The 21,670-nt window shown below is 43.0% G+C and carries 28 protein-coding genes; 11 read left to right on the top strand and 17 right to left on the bottom strand.

Annotation, left to right across the window (positions count from 1 at the left end; all coding sequences use genetic code 11):
* Window positions 1–50: 50 nt before the first annotated feature.
* The 5 genes from ACUXV2_RS04180 to fabL form a co-directional block, all read right to left on the bottom strand.
* A complete protein-coding gene (locus ACUXV2_RS04180; protein ID WP_446245812.1) occupies window positions 51–1,799 on the bottom strand; it encodes an ABC transporter ATP-binding protein in 1,749 nt (582 codons plus the stop codon).
* Between the two features lie 199 nt (window positions 1,800–1,998).
* Entirely contained in the window at window positions 1,999–2,529 is a 531-nt protein-coding gene (gene ntdP, locus ACUXV2_RS04175; protein WP_446245811.1) for a nucleoside tri-diphosphate phosphatase, read from the bottom strand.
* A gap of 142 nt (window positions 2,530–2,671) precedes the next feature.
* Complete coding sequence (locus ACUXV2_RS04170; RefSeq protein WP_446245810.1) at window positions 2,672–2,971, bottom strand: YgaB family protein; 300 nt, start codon at window positions 2,969–2,971, stop codon at window positions 2,672–2,674.
* A gap of 182 nt (window positions 2,972–3,153) precedes the next feature.
* Window positions 3,154–3,345 (bottom strand): gamma-type small acid-soluble spore protein, encoded by a 192-nt coding sequence (locus ACUXV2_RS04165; RefSeq protein ID WP_446245809.1) that lies wholly within the window; start codon window positions 3,343–3,345, stop codon window positions 3,154–3,156.
* 87 nt (window positions 3,346–3,432) lie between these two features.
* Window positions 3,433–4,176: an enoyl-[acyl-carrier-protein] reductase FabL gene (gene fabL / locus ACUXV2_RS04160; protein WP_446245808.1), complete on the bottom strand. Its 744-nt coding sequence runs from the start codon at window positions 4,174–4,176 to the stop codon at window positions 3,433–3,435.
* 119 nt (window positions 4,177–4,295) lie between these two features.
* Between fabL and ACUXV2_RS04155 the strand changes: the two genes are divergently transcribed.
* Window positions 4,296–4,520 carry a hypothetical protein gene (locus ACUXV2_RS04155; RefSeq protein WP_446245807.1) on the top strand — a complete coding sequence of 75 codons (225 nt, stop codon included), beginning with the start codon at window positions 4,296–4,298 and terminating at the stop codon, window positions 4,518–4,520.
* A gap of 51 nt (window positions 4,521–4,571) precedes the next feature.
* Here the strand turns inward: ACUXV2_RS04155 and mutY are convergent, their stop codons facing one another.
* Together mutY and ACUXV2_RS04145 are read right to left on the bottom strand one after the other, a co-directional pair.
* Complete coding sequence (gene mutY, locus ACUXV2_RS04150; RefSeq protein ID WP_446245806.1) at window positions 4,572–5,675, bottom strand: A/G-specific adenine glycosylase; 1,104 nt, start codon at window positions 5,673–5,675, stop codon at window positions 4,572–4,574.
* A 53-nt stretch (window positions 5,676–5,728) separates the two neighbouring features.
* Window positions 5,729–6,037, bottom strand: a complete 309-nt coding sequence (locus ACUXV2_RS04145) for a hypothetical protein (RefSeq protein WP_446245805.1) — start codon at window positions 6,035–6,037, stop codon at window positions 5,729–5,731.
* A gap of 74 nt (window positions 6,038–6,111) precedes the next feature.
* Here ACUXV2_RS04145 and ACUXV2_RS04140 point away from each other — a divergent pair, with 74 nt between their 5' ends.
* The gene (locus tag ACUXV2_RS04140; RefSeq protein ID WP_446245804.1) at window positions 6,112–7,098 is read left to right on the top strand and encodes a metal-dependent hydrolase; all 987 of its coding nucleotides are present in this window, start codon (window positions 6,112–6,114) and stop codon (window positions 7,096–7,098) included.
* Window positions 7,099–7,147: 49 nt separating this feature from the next.
* Here the strand turns inward: ACUXV2_RS04140 and ACUXV2_RS04135 are convergent, their stop codons facing one another.
* Entirely contained in the window at window positions 7,148–7,432 is a 285-nt protein-coding gene (locus tag ACUXV2_RS04135; RefSeq protein ID WP_446245803.1) for a YfhJ family protein, read from the bottom strand.
* Window positions 7,433–7,567: 135 nt separating this feature from the next.
* On the opposite strand from ACUXV2_RS04135, the gene ACUXV2_RS04130 reads away from it, so the two are divergent.
* Together ACUXV2_RS04130 and ACUXV2_RS04125 are read left to right on the top strand one after the other, a co-directional pair.
* Complete coding sequence (locus tag ACUXV2_RS04130; RefSeq protein WP_032086301.1) at window positions 7,568–7,732, top strand: small, acid-soluble spore protein K; 165 nt, start codon at window positions 7,568–7,570, stop codon at window positions 7,730–7,732.
* 28 nt (window positions 7,733–7,760) lie between these two features.
* The gene (locus ACUXV2_RS04125) at window positions 7,761–7,919 is read left to right on the top strand and encodes a YpzG family protein (protein ID WP_446245802.1); all 159 of its coding nucleotides are present in this window, start codon (window positions 7,761–7,763) and stop codon (window positions 7,917–7,919) included.
* 55 nt (window positions 7,920–7,974) lie between these two features.
* Here ACUXV2_RS04125 and ACUXV2_RS04120 read toward each other — a convergent pair whose 3' ends face one another.
* Window positions 7,975–8,304: a YfhH family protein gene (locus ACUXV2_RS04120; RefSeq protein WP_446245801.1), complete on the bottom strand. Its 330-nt coding sequence runs from the start codon at window positions 8,302–8,304 to the stop codon at window positions 7,975–7,977.
* A 135-nt stretch (window positions 8,305–8,439) separates the two neighbouring features.
* Between ACUXV2_RS04120 and ACUXV2_RS04115 the strand changes: the two genes are divergently transcribed.
* Window positions 8,440–9,111 (top strand): SDR family NAD(P)-dependent oxidoreductase, encoded by a 672-nt coding sequence (locus ACUXV2_RS04115; protein ID WP_446245800.1) that lies wholly within the window; start codon window positions 8,440–8,442, stop codon window positions 9,109–9,111.
* Between the two features lie 459 nt (window positions 9,112–9,570).
* Here ACUXV2_RS04115 and ACUXV2_RS04110 read toward each other — a convergent pair whose 3' ends face one another.
* Together ACUXV2_RS04110 and recX are read right to left on the bottom strand one after the other, a co-directional pair.
* A complete protein-coding gene (locus tag ACUXV2_RS04110; protein ID WP_446245799.1) occupies window positions 9,571–9,984 on the bottom strand; it encodes a hypothetical protein in 414 nt (137 codons plus the stop codon).
* Between the two features lie 34 nt (window positions 9,985–10,018).
* A complete protein-coding gene (gene recX / locus ACUXV2_RS04105; RefSeq protein WP_446245798.1) occupies window positions 10,019–10,822 on the bottom strand; it encodes a recombination regulator RecX in 804 nt (267 codons plus the stop codon).
* A 90-nt stretch (window positions 10,823–10,912) separates the two neighbouring features.
* Between recX and ACUXV2_RS04100 the strand changes: the two genes are divergently transcribed.
* From ACUXV2_RS04100 to ACUXV2_RS04090, 3 genes are all read left to right on the top strand, one after another.
* On the top strand, window positions 10,913–11,824 hold the full coding sequence (locus tag ACUXV2_RS04100) for a TIGR01777 family oxidoreductase (RefSeq protein ID WP_446245797.1): 912 nt from the start codon (window positions 10,913–10,915) through the stop codon (window positions 11,822–11,824).
* A 64-nt stretch (window positions 11,825–11,888) separates the two neighbouring features.
* Window positions 11,889–12,014 (top strand): YfhE family protein, encoded by a 126-nt coding sequence (locus tag ACUXV2_RS04095; RefSeq protein ID WP_446245796.1) that lies wholly within the window; start codon window positions 11,889–11,891, stop codon window positions 12,012–12,014.
* Between the two features lie 114 nt (window positions 12,015–12,128).
* The gene (locus ACUXV2_RS04090) at window positions 12,129–12,317 is read left to right on the top strand and encodes a YfhD family protein (RefSeq protein WP_175987943.1); all 189 of its coding nucleotides are present in this window, start codon (window positions 12,129–12,131) and stop codon (window positions 12,315–12,317) included.
* Between the two features lie 113 nt (window positions 12,318–12,430).
* Here ACUXV2_RS04090 and ACUXV2_RS04085 read toward each other — a convergent pair whose 3' ends face one another.
* On the bottom strand, window positions 12,431–12,931 hold the full coding sequence (locus ACUXV2_RS04085; RefSeq protein WP_446245795.1) for a DoxX family protein: 501 nt from the start codon (window positions 12,929–12,931) through the stop codon (window positions 12,431–12,433).
* A gap of 422 nt (window positions 12,932–13,353) precedes the next feature.
* Between ACUXV2_RS04085 and ACUXV2_RS04080 the strand changes: the two genes are divergently transcribed.
* Window positions 13,354–13,803, top strand: coding sequence for a hypothetical protein (locus tag ACUXV2_RS04080; RefSeq protein WP_446245794.1), 450 nt, complete (start codon window positions 13,354–13,356; stop codon window positions 13,801–13,803).
* 81 nt (window positions 13,804–13,884) lie between these two features.
* Here ACUXV2_RS04080 and ACUXV2_RS04075 read toward each other — a convergent pair whose 3' ends face one another.
* Both ACUXV2_RS04075 and ACUXV2_RS04070 read right to left on the bottom strand, forming a co-directional pair.
* The gene (locus ACUXV2_RS04075; protein WP_446245793.1) at window positions 13,885–14,721 is read right to left on the bottom strand and encodes a nucleotidyltransferase domain-containing protein; all 837 of its coding nucleotides are present in this window, start codon (window positions 14,719–14,721) and stop codon (window positions 13,885–13,887) included.
* A complete protein-coding gene (locus tag ACUXV2_RS04070) occupies window positions 14,718–15,059 on the bottom strand; it encodes a hypothetical protein (RefSeq protein WP_446245792.1) in 342 nt (113 codons plus the stop codon). Before ACUXV2_RS04070 ends, ACUXV2_RS04075 begins: the two co-directional genes overlap by 4 nt.
* Window positions 15,060–15,224: 165 nt before the next feature.
* Between ACUXV2_RS04070 and ACUXV2_RS04065 the strand changes: the two genes are divergently transcribed.
* Window positions 15,225–16,838 carry an ABC1 kinase family protein gene (locus ACUXV2_RS04065; RefSeq protein ID WP_446245791.1) on the top strand — a complete coding sequence of 538 codons (1,614 nt, stop codon included), beginning with the start codon at window positions 15,225–15,227 and terminating at the stop codon, window positions 16,836–16,838.
* A 46-nt stretch (window positions 16,839–16,884) separates the two neighbouring features.
* Here ACUXV2_RS04065 and ACUXV2_RS04060 read toward each other — a convergent pair whose 3' ends face one another.
* A complete protein-coding gene (locus ACUXV2_RS04060; RefSeq protein ID WP_446245790.1) occupies window positions 16,885–17,979 on the bottom strand; it encodes a diguanylate cyclase in 1,095 nt (364 codons plus the stop codon).
* 87 nt (window positions 17,980–18,066) lie between these two features.
* Complete coding sequence (locus tag ACUXV2_RS04055) at window positions 18,067–18,396, bottom strand: MGMT family protein (protein WP_446245789.1); 330 nt, start codon at window positions 18,394–18,396, stop codon at window positions 18,067–18,069.
* Between the two features lie 165 nt (window positions 18,397–18,561).
* On the opposite strand from ACUXV2_RS04055, the gene ACUXV2_RS04050 reads away from it, so the two are divergent.
* Window positions 18,562–19,320: a Cof-type HAD-IIB family hydrolase gene (locus ACUXV2_RS04050; protein ID WP_446245788.1), complete on the top strand. Its 759-nt coding sequence runs from the start codon at window positions 18,562–18,564 to the stop codon at window positions 19,318–19,320.
* A gap of 85 nt (window positions 19,321–19,405) precedes the next feature.
* On the opposite strand, the gene ACUXV2_RS04045 is transcribed toward ACUXV2_RS04050, so the two are convergent.
* Window positions 19,406–21,547 carry an AAA family ATPase gene (locus ACUXV2_RS04045; protein ID WP_446245787.1) on the bottom strand — a complete coding sequence of 714 codons (2,142 nt, stop codon included), beginning with the start codon at window positions 21,545–21,547 and terminating at the stop codon, window positions 19,406–19,408.
* Between the last annotated feature and the right edge of the window lie 123 nt (window positions 21,548–21,670).

Genomic DNA, 21,670 nt, shown 5'->3' with positions numbered 1-21,670 from the left:
ATAAAGGAAGGGCCCGTCCCTCACTAAAAAGTGAGGGACGGGCCCTTCTATCATTGATCCAGTTGCTGAACCTGGAAAAGCTTATAATAATGTCCCTGTCTTTCCATTAATTCCTGATGAGTCCCCATCTCAGTGATTTCACCATGCTCCATATGAATGATCCTGTCTGCATGGGTGATCGTCGATAAACGATGGGCTACTATGAATGTGGTCCGGTCTTTCGCCAGAACCTCCAATGCTTCCTGGATCAGATGCTCACTCTCGAGGTCCAGGGCAGATGTAGCTTCATCCAGAATGAGGATAGGAGGGTTCTTAAGGAATACCCGGGCGATTGCGACTCTTTGCTTCTGCCCGCCGGAAAGCTTTACACCTCTTTCCCCTACGCGTGTGTCATACCCCTGAGGCAGCTTCATGATGAAATCGTGGGCATTCGCTGCTTTGGCAGCCTTTATGACCTCTTCATCAGTTGCTTCCGGGTTGCCGAATTTAATATTCATTTTCACGGATTCACTGAAAAGAATATTATCCTGAAGGACCATTCCGATTTTATCTCTTAGGGATCTGACCTCAAATCTTCTGATGTCCGTACCGTCTAATTGAATTTCTCCCTTGGTTACATCGTAGAAGCGTGGAATCAGGCTGACAAGAGAGGATTTACCTCCTCCGCTCATTCCCACCAGTGCTACTGTTTCCCCTGATCGGATATCCAAATTGAGATTCCTCAGTACCTCTTCTTCCTCAGGATCATATTGAAAGGACACATTCTTGAACGTGATATCCCCTTTTACATTCCGGCATGGAACAGCACCAGGCTCATCATCCACATCATACTTTTCATCCATGAACTCGAAGACCCTGTCCATGGATGCGATCGATTGGGTCAAGGTGGTCGATGAGTTCACGAGCCTTCTTAAAGGACTATACAGCCGGTCAATGTAGGCAATGAATGCAGCCATGGTACCAATTGTCAGATCTTCTTGTATAACTTGAAGACCTGCATAACCGATGATGATTAATGGAGAAATATCCGTAATGGTATTCACGACCGCAAAAGCTTTCGCATTCCAGCTCGTTTGTTTTAATGCTTTGGTTAAGAAGTTTTTGTTCTGCCCTTCAAATTCCTTTTGTTCATAGTCTTCCACTGCAAAACTCTTGATAACAGACATCCCCTGCACTCTTTCATGCAGATGACTCTGAACTTCTGCAAGCGCCTGGGAACGCTCCCTGGTCAACCCCCTAAGTCTCCCAAAGAAATAACGTACGGATAAGGCATAGAACGGAAACGCGATCAGTGAAACCAGTGTCAATGTCACGTCCATCGTAAACATAATGGCAAGCGCAATGATGATAGTCGCTGCATCCAGCCATAGATTCATAAGACCAGTGATAACAAAGTTCTTCGTCTGCTCGACATCATTGATCACCCTCGATATCACTTCACCTGCGCGGGTATTGGAATAATATTTAAAGCTCAGTTTTTGAATGTGAGAGAATAGCGTATCCCTTAGATCAAATAGGATCTTATTCCCTGTCCATTGTGCGAAGTATTGTCTGTAATACTCGACTGGCGGCCTGATGATTAGAAAGAGCACAAGCATGACGCCCATGATCGTAAGTAAATTACTTGTTTTTTCTTGAGTTGTTATGTTCCCATTCCCCACAATATCATCGATGACGTATTTAATCAGAATCGGGATCAGCAGGGGAATTGCAAACTTAATGATACCTATGATAAGTGTACCTATAATCTGCCAGCGGTAAGGCTTTACAAATTGCAGGTAACGTTTGATACTATCCAAATTATTACTCCTTTCCAAGTAAGAGCGAATGACGTGCCGTTTTCGTATATTTAAACTGTAGTGCGAAAACAGCCTCCATTAAAAAGGGATGACCCAACAGGAACAAGTTGTTCCTTTTCTCCAGATGCCTGTGCAGGAAGAGAAAAGGAGGCTCCTTATTGGGTCAGCCCTTCATAAACTATACAGTTGTTCAGGTTGGTTACCCCCTATGTGTCAGGTAGCGTTCATACCAGATGTCAATGAAGTCAGGTGCAAAAGGACCTTTCCTTTGCCGAATCCACCGTACAAGCTTGTCTACATTTCTCTTCAGGATGTGATCGATCACATCCGGGTAACCGTACAATTTCCGATGAGCCTCATATTCATCCTCATCAAGCAAGGTATACGTCATATCAGGAAACACTTTAATATCCAAGTCATAATCAATGTACTTGATTGCTTCATGATCGTATACGAATGGTGAACTTAAATTACAATAATAATAAATCCCGTCCTCACGGATCATACAAATAATGTTGAACCATAGCTCAGAATGAAAATAGCAGATCGCAGGTTCCCGCGTCATCCATGTTCTTCCGTCTGATTCCGTTACAAGTGTCCGGTCGTTTCCACCGATGATAACATTACTTGTCCCTTTCAAAACAGTCGTCTCATTCCATATCCTGTGGATATTTCCATCATGCTTATAACTATGTATTTGTACAGATCGCCCTTCAGTGGGAACAGCCATTGTATCCCCTTCTTTCCTAACAAATTCCATGTATATATAAGTGTTTATTCTATTATTATAACGTTTCCACCGCAAATTTAAAACAAAAGGGCTGTCTTTAAAGAAATTCACCTTTAAAGACAGCCTGATTTCTTGCTTATCATTATGATGTCACTTCATTATATTCTTTCTGATAGGAACGGATGACATCCTCAGTCTGTTCCTGAAATATCCTGTGGATTTCTTTAAGCTCTCTTTTCTTTTTTGTGATTTCACTTTTTAATGAGTGGACCTTGGTCATCTCCTGCAATTCTATAAGTTCCTCTTCAAGCTTCTGACAGCGCTCTATCTCTGCCTGAAGAAACAACAGTTTATCCATCGTCGCCAACTGTTCGGATACCAACTGATTAAACCTTTGCTGCATCAAACCTACCATCCCTTCTAAACAAGCTCTCTTAAACATTCTCTTTCCACTCCCCAAACCCTTTGACAACATCTGTCACAATACCACCACTTTTGTCGACCAACTTCCTTTACCACTTTAAAGATCCAGGGAAGGGTCTTCAGCTCGTTTAAGGCCCTTTCCTGGATTTTCAACATGAAAAAGCACCCGCTGGGACAGCGGGTGCAGTCTGATCAAAGCAATTATTGTTGTTGACCAGAGTTTTGACCTTTTTTAGCTTGAGATTGAGCGTTTTGTTGACGCACCTCTTGAGCGTTTGTTTCAGAAGCGAACTCAGTACCGTATTGTTGCTGAGCAGCTCCAGGTTGAGCGTTTTGTTGTTTAACGTGTTGAACGCTAGTTCCAGCTTGAGTTTTGTTTGGTTGTTTTGCCATTGTAATCACCTCCACGCTAATTAAGATAACCAGGCGCGAGGGAGACTATCCAAAAAATATACGGAAAAACATTCCATAAAAAAGGCATTAAACGAGCAGTGAACGCCCGCCGTCAACGATGATCGTTTGCCCCCTTATCATCGATGAATCGTCAGAGACAAGGAATAATACAGACTTCACAAGGTCTTCGATTTCCACCATTCGTCCTGCAGGAGTATTTTTACGAGCGTCTTCCAGAAGCTCTTCACGATTAGGGAAATGTTTCAGGGCATCCGTATCAATCGCCCCTCCTGAAACCGCATTTACGATGATATTTCTTGGAGCAAGCTCTACTGCCAAGTAACGTGTCAGTGCTTCGACCGCTGCTTTTGAAACACCGACGGTCGTGTAATTATCAAGGTAACGAATCGATCCAAGCGAGCTGATGCTGACGATCTTTCCGCCTTTATCCATCAGTTTCGCCGCTTCCTGGGCACAGAATAATAAAGCTTTACTGTTGATGTTCATCGTCCAGTCCCAGTGTGACTCTTCAAGCTCCATCACAGGTCTTAGTACTCCTGAAGCCGCGTTGCTGACAAGTACATCAAGCCGTCCGAATTCTTCTTTGATCTGTTCGAACATCGCTTTGATTTTTTCCACATCACCTACGTTGGCACGGACAACAAATGCTTTACGGCCTAATTTCTCTACTGCCTCAGCCGTTTCGAGGGCTCCTTTTTTGCTGCGTGCATAGTTCACAACGATATCGTATCCCTGCTGTGCAAGTTGTATTGCGATTTCTCTTCCAAGCCCCCGGCTGCTTCCTGTTACTAATGCTACTTTTTCACTCATTCACAATCATCCTTTCAATTCTTTTTTCCATAATAAGCAATTGATTTTTTAAAGCATAATCAGCCTCCAATTACTGAAAACTAATGTAGTGTACATGAAATAACGGGAGGTCTGATCGAATGTATGTAGGTCGGGATATGACGGAGCTGTCCATGCTCCCCAAAAGTGAATGGAAGAAAAGTGAGCTTGCCTACTTTCATCATTCACTACAACAAATAGTACCCTATTTAAACACAGAAGGACAAACCATTCATCGTGAAATCGTCGAAGAGATTGAAAACAGGGGCGGATTAAGCCGCGGGGAAGCGGATTATACACATGGAACGAAAACAATATACGATTGATATGATCAAGGCCCGTCCCTGACTTCTTTAAAGTCAGGGACGGGCCTTGAATCAAATCTTTACAACTTGTTTTGCTTCTTTCCAGATCTTTTGGTGGGAAACAGGGAAGGCGTATTTCTCCAATTCTTCCTCAGTCACGGCCATCAGTTCTGAATCTTTCAATGCGTTACTTTCCACGCTTCCGGCATATACTTCTATATCCCAGATGATATGTGAAAATACATGTTGGATTTTTGTAATGACTCCCGCTTTTAAAGAGGCAGCCACACCGTAATCGGCTTCCAATCGTTCTTCCAGCTGCTTCCGGCCGCTTCTTGTCGTTGTCACCTCGAAATTGGGGAACTCCCAAAGATTCGCCAGCAGGCCGGTATTTGGGCGTTTATGGATCACGACCCGGTCATCTTCCGTAAAAAGGACAGCTGCGGACATATTCAACTTTCGTGCCGCCTTCTTTTTTGATTTAATGGGAAGTTCTGTCTGCACCCCTTCATGAAAAGCCTGACAATGTTCACGGACTGGACATAGCAGGCAGGAAGGAGAGGTTGGTGTACATATCAAAGCTCCAAGTTCCATTAAAGCCTGATTGAAATAAGATGGGTTTTCTTTTGAAATAAGGGATCTTACGGCTTCCTCGAACACTTTCCTTGACGCAGGCTTGGCTATATCAAGCCAGATCGAGAGGATCCTTGAGAACACCCTCATGACATTTCCGTCCACAGCAGGCTCCGGCTTACCATAGGCGATGCTGAGGATGGCTCCTGCAGTATATGGCCCGACTCCTTTCAGGGAGGAGATTTCCTTAGGCGTATCGGGCACGATCCCCTCATACTTTTCGTGGACTTCCTTTACTGCCGATTGCAGATTTCTGACCCGGGAATAATATCCGAGGCCTTCCCATGCCTTCAGTACTTCTTCCTCATCGGCAAGGGCAAGGGCATCAATTGTAGGAAATTTATCAAGGAATCGGTTAAAATAAGGAATAACAGTATCGACTCTGGTCTGCTGAAGCATGATTTCCGATACCCATACCTTGTATGGATCACGATCCTTTCTCCACGGCAGGTCACGCTGCTCCCTTGAAAACCAGGAGATTAAATCTTTCTGAAACTCCTCACGGTCAATGGTCTCTAAATGTCTTAATGTTTCTTCTTTCAATTTGTACCTCCAAAGATGTTAGATGTTGCGATGATTAGGGAATAAATAATGTATTATGAACTTTTTTTCAGCCCGATGCATTTCATTTCTTTCAATCCGCCGCATATACAATCATCCAATAAACCAAATAATAAATGACGGCGTGACGTTCGTAAACGCTTCAGGGCATAATAATGCGCCTCTGTCGGGACGACGAATGTTTCGATGTAACGATTGGAATCAGCATCGGATTTTTCCCAGCGGATGTTCATGGCGTCATACTGAGGCAGTGAATGAATGATATTTTTCATGATCTGACGGTACTTATGGTGGACACTCTGCTTAATTTCATATTCAAGATAAATGTGTAATGATTTTTTCATTTGAAATAAGCTCCTTTTAACCATATCATGAAGTGCAACGAAAACAAACGAATTCAGCCAAGGGAGGACTTTTTTTGGATACAGGTACTCATATCGTTATGGGGTTTGCTCTGGGGGGATTAGCCACGCTTGATCCCGCTGTTGCTGAAAGCAGCGCAACTTCTACGAGTGTCCTCATAGCTGCAGTCATCGGTTCTCAGATCCCTGACATTGATACTGTTCTCAAATTGCGAAATAATGCAGTATATATACGCCACCACCGGGGAATCACCCACAGCATCCCGGCTGTCCTGCTGTGGCCTCTGCTCATAGTTGGGTGTATCTATCCATTTTTTCCTGAGGCAAATCTGCTTCACTTATGGATTTGGACATTTACAGCCGTTTTCCTGCATGTATTTGTCGACATATTTAACGCTTACGGCACCCAGGCACTTAGGCCGATTTCGTCGAAATGGGTCGCTTTGGGTGTGATAAACACATTTGACCTGCCTATTTTCATCATCCATGTGATCGGCTTGATCCTATGGGGATTCGGCTTCCCGCCTGGACAGACGTTCCTGGTGATGTACATTGTCATTTTCGCCTATTATGTACTGAGGTTTCAGGTTCAAAAAGCAGTTAAGAACGCAGTTAAAAGAAGGATACCGGAAGCCGAGAAGATCATCGTCTCCCCTACCATGCGTTTTTTCCAATGGAGGCTGGCGGTAGTCACGAAGGACAAATATTATGTCGCCAGGGCGTTTAGGCGTTCGATCACGATTTTTGACGAATTCAAACGAATTCCCGTACCCGAACTGCCGGTCATTCAAGCGGCAAAAAAAGATAAGAACCTGTCGGCGTTCCTCTCCTTTTCTCCAGTTTACCGCTGGGAAGTGGACGAATACGACGACCATTTCGAGGTTCGCTTCATCGACCTCCGTTATCGAAATAACGGCCATTATCCATTCGTCGCACTCGTTCAGCTCGACAAAGACTTTACCATTGTAAGCTCCTACACCGGGTGGGTATTCAGCGAAGAAAAATTGCGTAAAAAAGTCGATATCGATATTTTAATCGATTAACACACCGAGGGACTGGCCATAAGCATACTAAGGCCAGTCCCTCACTAATTTAATGCACTAAACCATCGTCTTCATTGCTTTCTTTATGATGAAGCAAGTGTTTGTATTTTGGATTTCGTGCTGCGAATTCATGGATGCGGGAACCGTAGTTCGTGATCCATTGGCGCACCACTCTCTCGGTCATTTCTTTCCCCTGGTATTCGTAGCCTGCTTTGGCATATGTGGTTTCAAAATCTTCCCACACAAGCTCGACCCAGGTTCTTGCCCTCTCATATGAAAGTTCACCATTCTTCTCCAATAATAATTCTGTAAGTTCATGGAATGTAGACTCCATTTTGTCTCCTCCTTTTCCATTTGTTTTTATGATAAAGTACAGCGTTACATCCATACTATTAGTACGTGGTTAAGCTTAGTGGCAGGCTTTGCTTTTTCACGGTATGAAAGAATAAAACCTTTTAGGAGGCAGATTATGCGTAATAAAACAACCGGGTTCCCCAATATGAACAATAATAAATTCGAAGGAGAACCAAGAGCGAAAGCTGAATATGCATCTAAAAGGGCAAATGGCACCATCAATACCCATCCTCAAGAACGTATGGCGTCTTCAGGAAAAAGAAAGCAAGACTCGATTTAACGAAAGTTATTTTTAGGGGGTAGTCACGATGGCAAACATGAAAAATAATTTCTACCGAAATCAGTATAGCAGTCCATTTACTAAAGCATTCTACAACCCGAAACATGCTCATTCACAGGCAAATGGACAAACCACACAAACACAGAATATGATCATTCTGGAAGCTGAAACACGCAAGCGCTCATAAACCTGCCAAGGTCCGTCACTCATCGCTTCAAAGCGGCAGAGGACGGACCTTGGTTTTATTTTTTGTCAGGCTTCAGGAGGGAAATCGGCAATGCTTCTTCCTTTCCATCGCCGCCAAGACGGTATCCCCATGCGAACACGCCGTTCAGGTAGTCTACTTTAAAGAATACACCTGGATCCCCTTCAATCGGGTAAATAGCGCCTGGTTTATAATCATCCGGGTTCATCAGATAAGCTTGGGCCATCAACGCTTTGCGTTCGAGTACAGCGAACTCATTCACGATACCCAGCTGTTCAGCTTTTCTGGCTTTTTCCTTCAGGTTTGCGATTTCCTGTTGCAATTCATGCTGTGCCATCTCACTGTATCTTCTTTCTTGCTGTTCCATGTTCTCATCACCCCTACTACTGATTAGTATAGATAAAATGATACAATAAGGAAAGTGGATAGGCTGGATTCATTATGCTGTTGTGCAGGGAAATTTTGAAAACAGGCTACTTTAGATCAGAAAGGACGATTCATCATGAAAAAAGCGATCATTACAGGTGGAGGCACCGGCCTCGGAAAAGTACTAGGCAAGATGCTTTCAAATGAATATCACATCGTTTTGTTGGGACGTACAAAAGAAAAGCTGGAAGAAGCTGCAAATGAAATAAAGCAATCAGGCGGCGAAGTGTCGTATGCAGTTCTTGATGTGCGATCAAGAATCGATATCGAACAGGTCTGCTCAACAGAACTGCTTCAGGATGATATTGAATTATTGATACATAACGCTGGAGTGGGCTACTTTGGGCCATTGACGGAAGCGATGGATGAAGAACTTGAAGCCATGTTTGAAACCAATGTCCTCGGTCCCATCCGCTTAACGAAGGCCCTTATGCCGCAATTGGAAAAGGGGAATGCCACCATTCTCAATATCATTTCCACAGCAGGCTTAAGAGGTAAGAAGAATGAATCACTATACGTCGCAAGCAAGTTTGCACTGAGAGGCTTCGGAGAGAGTCTGCAGAAGGAATATGAAGATTCGGGCCTAAGGGTCGTCAATGCTTACATGGGCGGCATGGACACGCCGTTCTGGGATGAGACCGATCATATAAGCGACCGTTCACGCTTGCGCTCCCCTCTGGAAGTGGCGGAAATCATCATAGAACAATATAAGTCCAGCGACGAAATCGTAATCGAATCAAAAAAATGATACAAAAAGAGGCTGGGACAAAAGTGTTTTAGCCTAAGAAAAACCCGAACTAATTTGTGGTATAAAAGACAAATTAGTTCGGGTTTTTATTTCAACAAATGGACATTTAGATTTAGCTCTTTCTAGCGGTTGATTGGAGTGCAATACGAAGACTCCTGAGGGGAAGAGTAGCTGATGTGAGACGTGTCCAGCTCCAGGGCTTAGAGGCACATGACATAAGCCAAACCGACCAAGAAGGCAAAGAGCGCCTTCCAGGCCGATTCGTCTTATGCCACCCGCCTCTGAACAAAGCCCTTCCGCTTTTCTTCCCGCAGGCGAAGCCGAGGAGGCTCACGGGCTACCCGCGGAAAGCGAAGTCTTGCACGGAAATCATTAGCGGTATTAAGAGCCTACACTGGAATTGTTCGTCTTTATGCGGTAGTTTTTTAGTTTTGTCCCAGCCTCTTTTTACATCCGATTCTATGGAGCAAAAGGAAAAAACATAAAAGCCACGAAAAATATCAACAATGGAACGATAACAACAGCCGATAGATCGATAAGGATCAGCAGTACGATCCACACCCATCGGGGACCTTCAGTTTGTTTCTTATACTTCAGGATGCAGCGAATATTTAACAGAATTAAGAACATCAGAATTCCTATGAAAAAGAAAGGCACAACCCATTCACCTAGTGTTTCTGCATGCCCCTGATTCCTCCATTCAAGCTTTCCCAAAGAATAAAAATCGGTACGCAGTTTGATTATAATCTCACCGATTAAGAATAGTAGCCCCGTCGCTGCAACTATAGCCCCTGCAATCAACTTGAATCGTTTTTCCGTCCCGATCAGAAGTGACAGCATAATACCCGTAAAGATGACCGCAGCAATTTCCATCCCCATTTCCCCCATTCATCTAAACCGTCTAATTTCAACCTTCTTCCTTCAATTCATCCAGAAGACGTTCGATTTTTTCTACCGGAAACCCTTTTCGATACAGAGTCTGCTTCATTTTCTGTTCATATTCATAGCCCGCATATTTAGAAGACAGCCTTCTGTGCGCTTTCTTTCCCTGATGATAAAGGGCATCCCATTGTTCATCCGAATCCCGTTCGGTATCGACCGTCTCCCATACGAGTTTCATGACCGCCCCAGGATATCCTTTACGCTGCAGATTCTGTTCGATTTTCTGTTTTGCAATCATAAAGGAGTCTTTGCGGTACTTCTTCATCAGTTTCTCTGCTATCGCAACCGCTTTATCGATTTGCATATCAAATGAAAAAGCTTCCAGAGCTTCTTCTATCAATGGATCGTCGACACCTTTTCTGGATAATTCCCCGCGTATCCAGCTTGGTCCTTTGTCGGATGTATTGATTTGGGTTCCTGTAAAGGCATGTGCAAATTCTAAATCATTGATATACTTCATATCCTTTAGTTTATGAATGACTTCCCCGATGATGCCTTCTTCCAATTCATTGTCCTTCAAATGATCCCGGATTTCTTTCTCTGTCCTCATTCGGTATGACAAAAAATGGATCGCCTTATTTAACGCTTTTTTTACATCATCTTCATATTGCATTTCCGAAACCTCAAGTTCGTCGACTTCAAGTCCTTTTCGAAGCCCGAACTTGGCGAGCACCACTTCATCAACACTGAATGCGTACTTTCCATCTATGAATAAATTGTAGCGTTCATCGTTTTTCACTTGTTTCGTAATCTTCGTAATGACACCCATATTTTCCACCTCCTTACTAATGTAACACATCCGATTATGTTTTTTATTCTGCAAATAGGTAAAATAATAACTATAACTGGAGGGATGACCATGAAATTTGCCATTACTGGAGGAACAGGCTTTGTCGGGCAGGCAGTGACTCAGGAGCTATTGGACCACCAACATGAAGTCGTGATCCTGACACGGAGCCCTGATAAATACGAAAACCGCTCTGGAGTTACCTATGTTAAATGGATGACAGAAGATGCGGATCCACTCGAAGCACTCGAAGGAACCGATGTTTTCATCAATCTTGCGGGTGAATCCATTAACAGTGGCAGATGGACTGACGAACGGAAGAAGCGGATCATCAACAGCCGCATTTCGTCGACACAGGAAGTCATCAATATCATGAAAAACCTGTCACCGGCACCCTCATGTTTAATCAATGCAAGTGCTATCGGATTCTACCCCTCTTCAACCGAAAATACGTATACGGAAGCTTCTCATGAGAAGGCACATGATTTCCTGGGAGAAACCGTTCAAATATGGGAAAACGAAGCAGAAAAAGCTGAAAAAGCCGGCTTTCGGGTAGTCTACACGCGTTTTGGCATCATTCTTGGAGAAGATGATGGAGCGCTTCCACGAATCGCCCTGCCCTATAAATTGTTTGTAGGAGGAACCGTTTTACCCGGTAATCAGTGGATGTCATGGGTCCATATTGACGATGTTGCAAGGGCCATACGTTTCTCTTCTGAAAACGAAGCAATCTCAGGTCCTGTAAACGTCACTGCCCCGACTCCTGTCAGAATGAAGGAATTCGGGATCATCTTGAGCAGTGTATTAGGGAGACCCCATTGGATGCCGGTACCTCCCTTCGCTTTAAAAATCGCGATGGGTGAAATGAGCCAGCTCGTTTTAGAAGGTCAAAAAGTGCTGCCTAGCGTCCTTTCGGAAAACGGTTTTCAATTTAAATATGCCGAACTCCTAAACGCATTAGTGAATATTTATCATTCGAGATAGGTATGCCCCCTCCTTTTCAAGGTAAAAATGATACTAAATCTTGAAAAGAAGGGAAGTACATAGAATGGATAATAAGCGCAAAAAAGACAAAGACAAATCAAAACTTTCAAGCATGCAAGAGGTTACGTACTCAAAAGAATTCAAAAGGGCAGACCGTGCTGCTGGATTCAGCCCTAAACGGCATACGTAAGCAAATATTACCTAACTAAAAATCCCCCTTTTGATTAAAAATAAAGGTACAAGCTCACATCTGGAGAGTCTTGTACCTTTGTTTTTTAACCTAATGAAAAAGGGGATGTTCGTATTGGGCAGATCACGAGGACATAAAAAGCACGATAAAAACCTGAACAGCTTGCCACAGACACCAGCTGCATTAAAGTCAGACGGTGTTGACGAAGAGTTCTCAAGAGAACTTGCCGACCAGGCTGATATGGAAGCACAGGCTCGCGCAAACGCTGCGAACCAGCGTGCACGTGTGAAGAAAAACCAATAGCAGTCCCCCTCATGGTTAAAGAATTGGACCTGAGGAATTCAAAAGAGCCACCCGGTGTTTATAGGACCGGGTGGCTTTAAACTTTCCTACTCTCCCCTAAGAGAGTTTCTCATTCAAACGACTATCGCTTTTTTATGATGGTCTTTTTTGTGGAGAAGATTCTGTTTCAAATAAGGCATGATCCAATGATCAGCACCCCAGAAGTAAGCACCTCTACCTGTGAAAAGAAGGATTACTGCCACTGTAAGAAGAATTGGATTAGTGCTTACTGTACCCGCCATCAGGAAGTTCAGGTTCATGAATGCACCGGCAAGTAAAGCTGGTATTGTCATTAATCCTGTAATCAAACCGAGTCCGACCAGTACTTCCCCCCAAGGAATCAGGAAATTGAACAACTCTACGTTCGGTACAGCGAAATCTTTCAGAAATGCTGCATACCAGCCCTGAACAGCCGGATGCTCGCCTGTTGCCTTCGTAATTGCTCCTTGTAAAAAGCCGCTTGCATCAAAACCATCGTTCACCTTATGCCAGCCTGCCTCAAACCATTTGATGCCCAGCCAAATTCTAAATACTGTCCAAACCACGCTAACTTTTTCATTATGCCACCATTTCATGATGGTTCATCTCCTTGTTAAATATTGTGAAATACTTCACAAGTTATGGGATAATAAAATCGATGAATCAGCTGATTGATAAATCTTCGTTTGTGAAATGTTTCACATTTACCTTACACTTATAATATACTCCTCCCCCCCTGTTTATGCAATAGACATTGGCACAGTTCATAAAGCTGTCAAACTTTAGAAGGGATGCTGAACAATGGAATTCGTCTTCGTTTGAATCAAGCTGGTATTTTACTTGTTATTTAACATGTAACTGTAGTCCATTCCGTAAAACACAAGTAATTATAGAATTATATGGTAAAATATAGGTAATGTTTTTTTGGAATTCAGTTCTTCAAATACAGAGCAGGATAGTTAATTTAGGATTCACAGGAGAGATGAAGCAAGCCTGAGAAAAAGAGGGGGACAAATCTTTGAAAAAAATGAGTATCCTATTGGGTGTGGTCATTCTAATCGTCATATCGGCAAATATAACGACGATAGTGGCTCATATTAAACTTTATTCATTCAACAATAATAAAAAAGTTACAACCGAAACAAAAGTCTTAACGTTTGAAGAAATATTCGAGACTTTGCATCAACAAAGGAATTTGGCTAAAAAATTAGAGGGTTCAAAAGAATATTCATTGATAGGTGATAAAGTAAGAAAAGGTGCTGATGATGCTTCTGATTATGAAATATTTTTAAGGAAGCACCCTAACATTAATTCAATCAAAGTTAAGGTGCCGATAATCATATACAAAGACGACGATAAGACAATTGAATTTATATCGGGAAAAGGTGAAGTTTTAGAGATTTTAGAGAACGGTCAATGGAAAGAATTTAATGGTTCTTGGGATGAGTTATGGAAGGATTTAATTTAAAAAAATAACCAGAACGTTAATTAAAATCGAGAGCCGTTTCATCAGTTTCCCTGATCAACCCCACTCACCTGCCAGGGACAGCTACAACACCAGCCCCACAATCTCATTCACCCACTCCGTCCGTTCATCTTCACCGAGCTTTTCACACAGCCGGCTATGAATCCGATTGAATTCCGGTACGATCTGCTTCATCACCTCAAACATCATTTCAGGATCACGCCCAGCGTCCCAGCCTGCTAAAAGTTCCTGCTCCGACTGATCAAACTGAGAGCGCTCCCCTTCATATTTTGACCACTCCCCCGGGGCATTGGGCTGCCTGTCATTCACCATATCCCAGCCCGCAGCAACGCTCCATCTCATCATATCCAATGAATGGAGAGCATAGTATAGTTCTCCCCTTTTCGACCTTCTATACACTTCATGCATATGAGCAAAGAATTTGCTCCTCCATACCTCGAATTCACCGATGCTTACTTTATAATGGAAATGTTGTGATTGTTCTTTGACTCCCTGAACTATATCGTATGGATCATATGCGATATGTGCCTCTTCCCTCATGTAATGAGAAGGTTTGAGGTCTTCTTTCTTGTAGTAAAAAGCATCCACCTTTACAAAACTTTTATAGTGGGCCACTGTATGCTTCGCCCAAGGGAAATCTTCAAAATATAAGACGTCTCCCCAGCACATTGCCCTTTCTTTCTTATTCCTTCTGTAAGCTTCATAGACTTCATCTTTTACGACGATTCTTAAATCCAAATCAGAAAAACGATCGTGATTCCCCTTCGCCATCGATCCTCCGTAAAAAAAAGCCAATACATTGTCGTCACTTATCAAGTCCTTCTTTATGGCTTTCTTTAAATGATTCCGTTCATCGATCAAGTTCGCATCTCTTTCTTCATGTTTCATTCTTAAAGTCAAGCCTTGTCACCCTTTCTATTAAATGTATTCCTCTCTTTCACCACAGTGAAATCTTCCTCCCTGATCTCGCATCTTTCAGAAAGAAGGAGGGATTGAAACTCTTCGAATAAACGTTGGATATCATCATATTGATTGATCAACTCTATGCTTCTTTTGTATTCTTCTTCATTTCTATAACGTGTAATTTCCATCCACTTTGAAGGTTCGTGCATACTTTTAAGGTGCAGGGAATGGGAGTCAATATGACGGCTGTAGATATCTGCCGCTTTTTTCTGGATTCTTAAATACTCTTGTTCTTTGTCCGGCTTGATATGATATTCATATACTTTAATAAACATTGCATTCACCCCTTCATCTCTTATCACCTACAGATATTGAATAAATATTACCACATATTCCCTTTCCTGCTGCAGGATTTTCAGATAATCTAAGAATAAATATAGTAAACTTGAAATGAAGATAGTATTTAATCGATATAAACTGCCTGACGGGGGTTGAAATGTATGAAATCGAATAGAAAGCTTTGGAGGATGTGGAAGATTGTCTCGCTGGCAGTCTCCATCGTGATCAGGGTGTATTGGTATGAGCTCCGGAGGAAACCGGAAGCAGAAAAGGAGCGGCTGTGGGAGAGGATCGGCCAGGAATTCAAGCAAACGTTATTTGAATTGAACGGTGTCCTGATCAAGGTTGGGCAGCTGATGAGTATACGCGAAGACATGCTTCCGAAACGTTTTGTTGATCAGATTAAAGACCTAGTCGACCATGTTCCCCCTTCTCCATGGGAAGATATAGAGAAGGTGCTTGAATCGGAGTGGAAATCAGCTGTCAATACGAACCTGAAATCCATTGAGCGTGAAGCGGTTGCCTCTGCATCCATTGGCGAAGTGTATAAGGCTCGGCTGATGGATGGAACTCCAGTGGCAGTCAAGGTTCAGCGTCCGGAAATTCCTGACTTGGTGAAGACCGATTTCAGATCTCTTGCCATCATACTGTGGTTCGTTAGACATTTTGCTCCGATACCAAAAGGGTTTATCGATTTTAAGAAATTGTATCAGGAACTTAAGCAAGTCATCGAACAGGAACTTGATTTTTATAAAGAAATGAAGACGGCCATCGCCTTCAAAGAGAGATTCAAAGAACATACAGGTGTAAAAATACCGGGAGTTCATCCGGAACTTTGCACTGATAAAGTACTGGTCATGGAATGGGTGGATGGTGTCCGTCTTAACGATACGTCTGAGATCGCCCGTTTTGGATTGGATGGCGAGGAACTTGGACAGCGATTATTCCGTTTGTTCCTGCCGCAATGGCTGGAAGCTGGTACCTTCCATGCAGACCCGCATGCAGGAAACATCCTCATCCAGCCTGACGGCACATTCGTTTTATTAGACTTCGGGATGGTCGGAGACATTTCTAAACGTGATTCTGTATATTTCCAACAATTACTGGAAGGAATCCTTTTGAAGGATTACCAGAAAGCAGCGGAAGCTCTTTCACAATTGGACTTCTTGTTACCGGAAGCGAGCCTTAAGGGCATCGAGAGACTGCTGGAGGAATTTGTGACCATCGATATGGAGCAATTCAAACAAATGGATCTGATTGCTGTGAAAAAAGAAATGAATGAAATGATGAAATCTTTACCAATCCAGGTTCCGACCCGCTTTATTTTTCTTGGCCGTTCATTTGCCACAATCGAGGGGCTCGTCTATACGTTGTGTCCGGAAAAAGAGACTCTCGACGTCATGAAACCTGCGTTCCTGGATTGGGTTAAAAGCACAAATCTGAGCAAATGGGAGCTCCTGCTTAAATGGATTTCGTCTCAACCTCTATTCCAGAGTGTTCAAAAAGTACGTCAGCTTATCGGTATTCCCGGGCAATTGATTCAACAGAAGGATGACCACCAGAATCATTTGTTCCAATTCAAGCTGTATGAAAATCACAAGAAACACGCCTTTACACTTTTCATCCTTGGCACGGTCGGCTTCTTCTTAGGGTATCAATATGAGGCAGAGGTCGTTTGGCAAGGGGGGGCTGCCCTGTCATTAATAGGTTTATCAGGCTATCTCATCACGGGACTGAAGCAGAGAAAGTGGTTGAATAAAGTGAAAAATCGATAGAACCTACTAAAAAAAGCGTTGCTTCTCCAAAGAAGTAACGCTTCCATCATCTATAGGAACACTCCCAGCTCGTACATACGATGTTCCGGCCGTTTTGCTTGGCTTTGTATAAAGCTTCATCAGCCTCCTGAAAGAGAGAGTCGTGATCTTCAGAGACTGGATTAAAAGCAGAAACGCCCACGGATACAGACAGCTGGAGCTTCGTCTGATCCGGCAGTAGAAAACGATGCTCATATACAGCCTCCCTGACCCTTCCAGCAATTTCTTTTGCTTGTTCCACCGTACATTTAGGAAGCAGCAAGGAAAATTCCTCTCCCCCGTTCCGTGACAAAATGTCACCAGCCCTGGTTAATCTGCTTAATAATTCAGCAAGCTGTTTTAACACTTCGTCACCTGCAGTATGGCCATACGTATCATTGATCTGTTTAAAATGATCAACATCGATCAGACAGATGGCGCACGTTTCCTTCTCCTCGATCGCTTCTTTGATCATGCGATTATAATGGCTGTCAAACGAACGGACATTATAAAGACCAGTCAAAGCATCCCTTTGTGCATTTTCTTTATATTGATAATAACGCTCGCTTGTCTTTCTGATGTAATCGACAAAATACAAGGTCAAATAGCCGCCGATCAATGTACTGAGAATATGGAATAATGCAAAATCCAACACTTCTGCATACTTGTCCACAACGATGTAAAGAGCGATCGAAAAAATCAATTGGCTGTATAGCAGAAGAACAGTCCACCTTTTCCAAGGACTTCCTTTCATGTACCGTACAATCAACCCTGATCCAATCGCAATGGCAAGCATCATGAATAATGCCACGTAAGAGGAGAAATTCACCGCGATGAAGAAACGTCCTGCGATGATGACAACAGCGGAAATGATTGTCGGTAAGAAGCCGCCATAGAACGCTACAAGAATAACAGGGATATGCCTTAAATCAAGAATCGTCATATCATTTACTCCGATGCTGTAATGCATAAGGATAATCCCGAGAAATCCGGCTAGAATGCCATCCAGTACTTTTATGTGGACCGGCGATGTGACGGTCAGCCTCTTTTTCCTGAATAACTGATGCCAAACAAACGTGAAAGACATTAACAGCGAAATGTTTATTACTAAATCACTTATCATATCTGTATCTTTCCTCACATTTTATATAATAGGTAAATTATACCGTAATTCCGTATGCGATTTCACGTTTTCCTTAAACAAATTGAATCATTCATATTCTTCAGGTGGAACTTCTGGATGATATTGATAGTATTCCAGATCAATTTTACCTCTATTGTTCACGAATACTCCTTCTGATTCAAGGAATGTTTTTTGCCGTTTAAATTGTACTTCGTCTTGAAAGCCGATTTCTCCTTTGCTGTTGATCACCCGGTGCCAGGGAAGCTGAAACTTACCGCTCATCGAATGTAGAATTCTCACCACCTGCCTTGCTCCTCTTGGACTACCTGCGTATTTGGCAATTTGACCGTATGTCATGACTTTTCCATTAGGGATATTTTCTATTATGGTTATGGCTCTTTCTGTAAAACTTTTCAATTAAAATGACTCCTTTACCACTAATATGTTTAGTCTCCCTGATTATATGAAATAGTAATAGGGGATGAAACGAAAGATGCTGGTCAGCCGAACTTTTCAAAGCCTCTTTCCTACTATAATCTATTCTTTTATATTAAACTAAAGATTAGCTAAAGAGAGGACGTGATGGTAGAAATGACGATAAAACTGATTGCTCTTGATATGGATGGAACGCTTGTCAATCACGAAGGAGAGGTATCTCGTGAGAATGAAAAAGCCATCCAAAGGGCAAAGGAAAAGGGAATTCATGTTGTATTAAGTACAGGACGTTCTCTTCGTAATTGCAGGGAAATCTCAGATCAACTTGGACGTTCTTCCTATTTGATCACTGTCAATGGGGGGGAAATTTACGATCATGAATATAATCTGGTCGACAGTACGCCACTTGACAGGGAACTTGTGAAAATGCTCTGGTCGCTGAAGGAAGAACATGATATCTATTTCTGGTCCTCCACCACCCAGGGGATATTCAATACCCACAACCCCTTTGATCAGGAGATAGATGCTTATGACTGGTTAAAGTTTGGCTTCGATATCAAAGAAGAAGAAGTCCGTAAAGTGGTGATGGATGAATTGATGGAGAATAAAAAACTTGAAATCACCAACTCCAGTCCGACAAATATCGAAATCAATCCAGCCGGCGTGAACAAAGCCGCAGCTCTTGTAAAGGTATGCGAATGGCTCGATCTCTCCATGGAAGAAGTAATGGCTGTCGGCGACAGTATGAACGATATCGCCATGATCAGGGAATCAGGCTTTGGCGTGGCGATGGGGAACGCACAGGAAAAAGTGAAGAAAGCGGCCGATTGGGTAACGGGCATCCATACCGATCACGGAGTCGCACAGGCGATTGACCGGGTACTCACATCCAATGAGTTCAAATAATTAGAAATAGAGCGTGATCTCCGGGCAAAATAGTTAAAGATCACAAAAAAGGGAGCATCCGATAAATAGATGCTCCCTTTACTATTTATCTAACAACGATTTCGTCATTTTCCACTTTCACTGTTATTTCTTTAACGCCTTCTTCGTCGAGAAGTAAATCTGCAATTCTATCTTCCACCTGTTCCTGGATCACACGGCGCAGCGGGCGAGCTCCAAATTCAGGATGAAAGCCTAATTCAACCAGCTTATCCTTTGCTTCTTTCTCGACGGTCACTGTAATCTTTTGATCGTTAAGCTCTGCTTGCAGATCATTGATCATCAGATCGAGGATTTGAAGGAGCTCTTCTTTTTCGAGTGATTGAAATTCAATGATACTGTCAAAACGGTTCAGGAATTCAGGCTTGAAGTAAGCTCCCAATGACTGCAGGATAGTTGTTTCCTTCACTGCATCAGTGCCGCCTGTATCAAATCCTACGACCGCTTCCTTCTTATCTGTGACACCTGCATTACTTGTCATGATGATCACAGTGTCTTTAAAGCTTACGGTCCTGCCCTGACTATCAGTTAATCGTCCATCTTCAAGGATTTGAAGGAACATATGCTGTACATCAGGATGAGCTTTCTCAATTTCATCCAGCAGAATGATGGAATAAGGATTTCTTCTTACCTTTTCAGTCAGCTGTCCTGACTCTTCGTGCCCGACATATCCTGGAGGTGAACCAATCAGTTTAGACACTGAATGTTTCTCCATGTATTCACTCATATCTAAACGGAACATACTTTCCTTGGACCCGAATAATTCTTCAGCGAGCGTTTTCGTTAGTTCCGTTTTACCGACACCCGTCGGTCCTACGAATAAGAATGTGCCAATCGGACGGTGCTTTGCCTTTAATCCTGCACGGCTCCGTCTAATGGCTTTCGCTACCTTCTTCACAGCTTCTTCCTGACCAATCACTTTGTTTGAGAGATTTGATTCGAGCTCTTTCATGCGTTTCTTGTCATCGCTTTGAAGCTTTCCTACAGGAATGCCCGTCTTCGCTTCGATGATTGATTGAATAAGCTCCGGCTCTACCGTTGATTTTTTCTTTGAATCGCCTTTTTGAAGCTGCTCCTCGATTTCTTTTTCCTGATCACGGAGCTTAGCCGCTTCCTCGTAGCGCTCTTCCTTCGTTGCAAGATCCTTTTTTGCTTTCACATCATTCAACTTCTGATGAAGGGCTGATGTGTCCTTCCCTTCTGACTGGAGGTTCATTTTAGACCCTGCCTCATCCATTAAATCGATTGCTTTATCAGGTAAGAAACGATCCTGGATGTAACGGTGAGATAGCTTCACGCAAGCCTCGATGGTTTCATCGGTGAACGTTACACCATGGTAGTTCTCATACTTATCACGTAAACCTTTTAAGATGTCAACTGCCTCTTCAGGCGTTGGCTCTTTCACCATCACCGGCTGGAATCGACGTTCAAGAGCCGCATCTTTTTCGATTTGGCGATACTCTTTCAGCGTCGTCGCACCGATTACCTGCAACTCTCCACGAGCCAGTGCAGGCTTTAAGATGTTTCCTGCATCCATTGAACCTTCTGCAGACCCAGCACCAACTAGCTGGTGAATTTCATCTATAAATAACATGACATTCTTACGGCTTTGAAGCTCACCGATGATTGCCTTCAATCTTTCTTCAAAGGACCCGCGAACCCCGGTACCGGCAGTCAATGAAGCTACGTCCACCACATACACTTCTTTATTCAGAAGCTTTGATGGAACATCTTCCGCTGCAATTTTCAGTGCGAGCCCTTCCGCAATCGCCGTTTTACCGACACCAGGCTCCCCGATCAGAACCGGATTGTTTTTATTGCGTCGGTTCAGAATTTCTATTACACGCTCTACTTCTTTATCCCTGCCGATGACAGGGTCGATAAGGCCAGCTTTCGCGGCATGGGTTACATTTCGTCCGAATTGATCGAGAATGCCATTCCCTCCGCTTCCGCCGCCAGTCTGTGTCTCTGGACCTTGTGGCTGCGCACCGAAGGCTTGTGGTTGATATCCGCCCATATTCATCCCTTTTAACAATTCGTCAAACGGAAATCCTCCATTCAAACCGGAAGGCATTTTGGACTGTTGTTGTTGAAAACAATCTGAACACAACTGCATTCTTGTCTTATGGTTGTTGACTCTTCTGTAAACTTCCACTGTTGCATGATTTTGTTGACATACTTGACATTTCATACAGTATTACCTCCTTATGGATAGTTAAATATATTGGTAATGTATAGTTATTATTTTTAAGGTCAAATGAATCGAATGTGACTTTGACTTTCTTTGACCTTCTAACCTCATTATAATTTGACC

The sequence above is a fragment of the Rossellomorea sp. NS-SX7 genome (assembly GCF_052828565.1).
Note: the sequence above shows the minus strand (reverse complement) of the source record. Positions and strands in the feature narration are given on the sequence as shown.